Genomic DNA, 5,137 nt, shown 5'->3' on the forward strand with positions numbered 1-5,137 from the left:
CCGGCTACTATCCGAGCCAACCGAACCTGTTGCATCGACAGCTTGAATCCAAGGCCGATTCTGGTCGTCTCGGGGTCGATAATCAGGGTCGGTCTCACACGCCGACCGGTTGTGGGTCGGGCTGCACGACGGTGAGCCCGTCGCCGCCCAGGTCGACGTCAAAGGTGATGGTGTCGCCCTCGAGGATCTGGCCGGACAGCACCGACCGGGCGAGCGAGTCCTCGATCGTGGTCTGGATCAGCCGGCGCAGCGGACGGGCGCCGTAGACGGGGTCGAAGCCCGTCAGCGCCAGCCAGTCTTTCGCCGCCTGGGTCGCCATCACCGTGATCCGGCGATCGGCGAGCCGGGCGTTGAGGCGTCCGAGGTTGATGTCCACGATCTTGGCCAGCTCCTCGGTGCCGAGCGCGTCGAAGAGGACGATCTCGTCCAGCCGGTTCAAGAACTCCGGCTTGAACGCGCCTCGGACCACGCCCATCACGGCGTCCCGCTTCATCTTGTCGTCCAGGCTCGCGTTCGACAGGAACTGTGAGCCCAGGTTGGAGGTCAAGATCATGATCACGTTGCGGAAGTCGACCGTCCGGCCCTGGCCGTCGGTCAGCCGGCCGTCGTCGAGCACCTGCAGCAAGATGTCGAAGACCTCGCTGTGGGCCTTCTCGACCTCGTCGAGCAGCACGACCGCGTACGGCCGCCGGCGGACGGCCTCGGTGAGCTGGCCGCCCTCGTCGTAGCCGACGTAGCCGGGCGGGGCCCCGACGAGCCGCGAGACCGAGTGCTTCTCGGAGTACTCACTCATGTCGATCCGGATCATCGCGTGCTCGTCGTCGAACAGGAACTCCGCCAGCGACTTGGCCAGCTCGGTCTTGCCCACGCCGGTGGGGCCGAGGAACAGGAACGACCCGGTCGGCCGGTTGGGGTCGGAGATGCCGGCGCGGGACCGCCGGACCGCGTCGGAGACGGCCTTGACCGCGGGTCGCTGGCCGATCAGCCGCTCGCCGATCCGGTCCTCCATGCTCAGCAGCTTGTCGGTCTCGCCCTGCAGCAGCCGGCCGGTCGGGATGCCCGTCCAGTTGGCCACCACCTCGGCGATATCCTGCGCGCCGACCTGCTCGCTCACCATGGACGGCAGCACGTTCTCGGCGCCGGACGCGGTCGCCAGCTCCTTCTCCAGGGCGGGGATCTCGCCGTAGCTGATCTCGCTGGCCCGGACCAGGTCGCCGTCACGCAGGTACCGGTCGGCCTGGCTGCGCAGCTCGTCGATCTGCTTCTTGAGGTCGCCGACCCGGTTCAGACCCTGCTTCTCGGCCTCCCAGCGGGCCTCGAGGCCGCGGAGCTCTTCTTGGGTGTTGGCCAGCTCCTCGTCCAGCCGGTGCCGCCGGTCGCGGCTGCCGGCGTCGGACTCCTTCTCGAGCGCGAAGCGCTGCATCTGCATCCGCTCGACGCTGCGCCGCAGCACGTCGATCTCCTCAGGAGAGGAGTCAATTTCCATCCGCAGCCGGGACGCAGCCTCGTCCACGAGGTCGATGGCCTTGTCCGGCAGCTGCCGGGAGGTGATGTAGCGGTTGGACAGGCTTGCGGCCGCCACCAGGGCGGCGTCGGTGATGGCCACCTTGTGGTGGGCCTCGTAGCGCTCCCGCAGCCCCCGCAGGATGGCGATGGTGTCCTCGACGCTCGGCTCGCCGACGTAGACCTGCTGGAAACGGCGCTCCAGCGCGGGGTCCTTCTCGATCCGCTCGCGGTACTCGTCCAGCGTGGTGGCGCCGATCATCCGCAGCTCGCCGCGGGCCAGCATCGGCTTGAGCATGTTGCCGGCGTCCATCGACGAGTCGCCGGAGGCACCGGCCCCGACGACGGTGTGCAGCTCGTCGATGAAGGTGATGACCTGGCCCTCGGCCTCACGGATCTCGGTCAGCACGGCCTTCAGCCGCTCCTCGAACTCGCCGCGGTACTTCGCGCCGGCCACCATCGACGGCAGGTCGAGTGAGACCAGCCGACGACCCTTGAGCGAGTCGGGTACGTCGCCGGCGACGAGCCGCTGGGCCAAGCCTTCGACGACGGCGGTCTTGCCCACGCCGGGCTCGCCGATGAGGACCGGGTTGTTCTTGGTCCGGCGGGCGAGCACCTGCACGACCCGGCGGATCTCGGTGTCGCGGCCGATGACGGGGTCGAGCTTGCCGTCGCGGGCCTGCTCGGTGAGGTCGACGCCGTACTGGTCGAGGGCGGAGGAGGTGCCCTCGGCCTCGGCGCTGGTGACGCGTTTGCTGCCGCGGACCTCGTTGAACGCCTTGGTCAGCGCGCGGGGGTCGACACGCAGGTCGAGCAGCGCCTTCTTGACGTCGGAGTCCACCGCGGCGAGGGAGATCATCAGGTGCTCCGTCGCGACGAAGGAGTCGCCGAGCTGTTCGGCCCGGTTCTCCGCGTCGGCCAGGACCCGGGCGAACGCGCCGGAGAGCTGCGGCTGGGCGACCGAGGAGCCGCTGGCCTTCGGCAGCTTGGCGATCGCCCCCTGCGCGGCCGCGTCGACGACGGCGGGGTCCGCGCCGACGGCGGTGATCAGCGGCGCCACAGTGTTGCCGGGCACCAGCAGCAGCGCGTGCAGCAGGTGCGACGGCTCAACGTTCGGGTTGCCCGTGGAGAGGGCGGTCCGCAACGCGGTCGAGACCGCGTCGCGGCTCTTCGTGGTGAGCTTGTTGGTGTCCATCGATCCTCGAATTGCTAGAGGGTTGAGTCCGACGCACTCAACTATCCGTCGGACGCCCGCCAAACGCAAGTCAAGTTGAGCCTGTTGCGCTCAAGGTCTTGGACGAGCCTTCACGATGCCTGGGCACGGCCGGAGTCCGACACGGTGGAGATCACGACGCGACCGAAGGCATCCTGGGTGGCGAGCTGCATGGGCCACCGCGTAACAAAGGGCGCCATTGCGCTCGCCCAATAACGGTCGTGCTCCTGGACCTCGCTGGACCCGGGGCGGGACAGGAGCAGGGCCGGGGAGCCGAAGCCCGCGAGGTGGTCGAAGAAGTGACCGAACGAGTCCACCTCGGCCGGCGACGGGACCAGCGGAACGTCGTCGATCGGTACGACGACCGGCGCGGGCCGTCCGGCCTCGTCAATGATGACGAGGCGGAGCGATCGGATGTCGAAGTCGCCTTCGCCCACCAAGGTCGACCAGAGCAAGGCCAGGTCATGGTCGCTGGTCACGGTCATGTCGTTGAGGTACTGCTTCGAAGAGGTCATGACTCAACCCTGGGTCATCGGGGCGCGCCGTGCGAGTTGTCCACAGGGCTGGGAGCATCTGTCTCCTGAAGTCTCCTCGCAGTCCGATCCCAGGACCGAAGCCCGGCGACACCTCGTGCTGAGATCGATCCGATCACTGGTTGGCCTTCACCGCCCGATGCGACGATCCAGCCGGCGCAGGTCTGATGCTGCGATCCGGCATCGTGCCTCGTTCTCGGTATCCGCTCGGCTGACGGCTTCCGTTCCCCGGCGATCGCCAGCTTCGCCGAGCAGAGTCGGTTCCTGTCAAGAAGTTGTGATCCCTCGCGCTACTAGCTAGTCGCCAATAAACCACAGGAAATGGCGGGGAGGGCGCTGTCCCCGCTCACAAAGGAATATCACCGCACTGAGGATCTGTCCTTCTACTTCAGAAAGTAAGGGTACAGAGGAAAGACTTTCGAGTTCTACCTTCAACGCGAGCATCTGCCCTTTGTTGAATATTGTGTCTCGTATGCATCTACCCCTGCGAGCAGCGGATAGGCGGATAGGCGGATACAGGCTCTTCTACAGTCTTGAGTAGTGGGAAAGGACTAGTAAGCCGACCGACCTCTGCACCAGCACCCAGCTGTCGCCAGCTCGGACATGGTAGCTGTGCATGTACTCGACATTGAAGTTGTGCACGGTCGCGGTTTACCGGTCGGAACGACCGACACGAGCTCGACTCGCACGCCCTCGGCGTCCACCGCATTGGGCCGTGCCCTACCGACGGTCACGGGACTGTCTAGGACTGCTCGACATCTCTCCGAGCTTGATCCACTGCCTCTTGGTAGCGCTCAGTCAACGGAGCCAAGAGCGATGACTCGAGGACTGACTCGATGTTCCAGAAAACCTGCCGCTCAGCCTGCCCAACAGGAGTAGATGAGGTGCCAGCATCGTTGCTGCGGCACAGCCAGTCAAAAAGTACAAGCGCCTCCGCCTTGGATAGTTTTAGAACCACGTTATCATCCACCGCCCAAACCTCCGTGACTCAGAACATGCTCCAGCGGAATTGCCTCTAATCGCCATCCGCTTACGAATTCTCCCTGTCGCGTCGTTATCACATTGAGCCCGCTGTTCGGGTCAACATAGTGAACAACATCAGATCCACGGTAAGTGCCTTCAATCCGTTGAGTCGCTGGCGAGTTCACGTGCGCCTGGATCGCCTCATCGAAGCGGCTTGCCGCGGCAGGGCTGTAGTTGCCCTCAACACCGAAATCCACCGCATGCTTAAACTTCCTTTGCAGTTGAAGAGCCGTCGTCCGGCATTCGTTGTGAACCAGCACCCAGTGTTGCCCGGTCGACACATGGTAGTTGTGCAGGTGCTCAACGTTGAGGTTGTAGACGGTCGCCGTTCCACCGGTCGGGGTGACCGACACGAGCTCGATCCGCACATCCTCGGCGTCGACCAGTTTGTCCCCCGGTTGCAGCTCGCGGACCGGGGTCCAGCCGCGGCCGTCGACCCAGAACGGGTGCTCCGCCGTCGAGGTGACAGACCCAGTCGAAGTCTCGACGACGTAGGTCTCCACGTCCTCGTGCACGTAGGTGTCCAGCACCCGCTTCGCGAACGTCTCCCCCGTCTCCGGGTCGGCAGCGAGGACCTCATCGCCGACCACGATCTCCTCGATCGCCTTCGACGTGCCATCGCCGAGCAGCACCTGCGTGCCGGCCACGAAACACGCCGATCCCGACACCTTCGTCAGCACCCCGCCTGCCGCACCGCCGGTCGCGCCGCCGACCAACGCACCACCACCGGTAGCCCGAGCGAACCCGGACGCAGTCAACGGCTGACCCGACGTCGCGTAGCCCAGACCGCCCGTGACACCGCCGTCAGCTGCTCCCGCCGCCGCGCCGGTGACGATGTTGCGGCCCAGACAGTTCATCCCAGACC

3 protein-coding genes are annotated in these 5,137 nt (G+C 65.9%); all 3 read right to left on the reverse strand.

Annotated elements, in window-relative coordinates:
- Positions 1-94 precede the first annotated feature (94 nt).
- On the reverse strand, positions 95-2,698 hold the full coding sequence (clpB, locus tag ACFFC4_RS22000) for an ATP-dependent chaperone ClpB (RefSeq protein WP_375504871.1): 2,604 nt from the start codon (positions 2,696-2,698) through the stop codon (positions 95-97).
- A gap of 110 nt (positions 2,699-2,808) precedes the next feature.
- Entirely contained in the window at positions 2,809-3,231 is a 423-nt protein-coding gene (locus ACFFC4_RS22005) for a hypothetical protein (RefSeq protein ID WP_375504873.1), read from the reverse strand.
- 980 nt (positions 3,232-4,211) lie between these two features.
- Positions 4,212-5,137, reverse strand: a 926-nt coding sequence (locus ACFFC4_RS22010; protein WP_375504875.1) for a colicin D domain-containing protein, incomplete at its 5' end; no start/stop codon positions are given.

The sequence above is a fragment of the uncultured Jatrophihabitans sp. genome (assembly GCF_964244045.1).
Taxonomy (GTDB): Bacteria; Actinomycetota; Actinomycetes; order Mycobacteriales; family Jatrophihabitantaceae; genus Jatrophihabitans.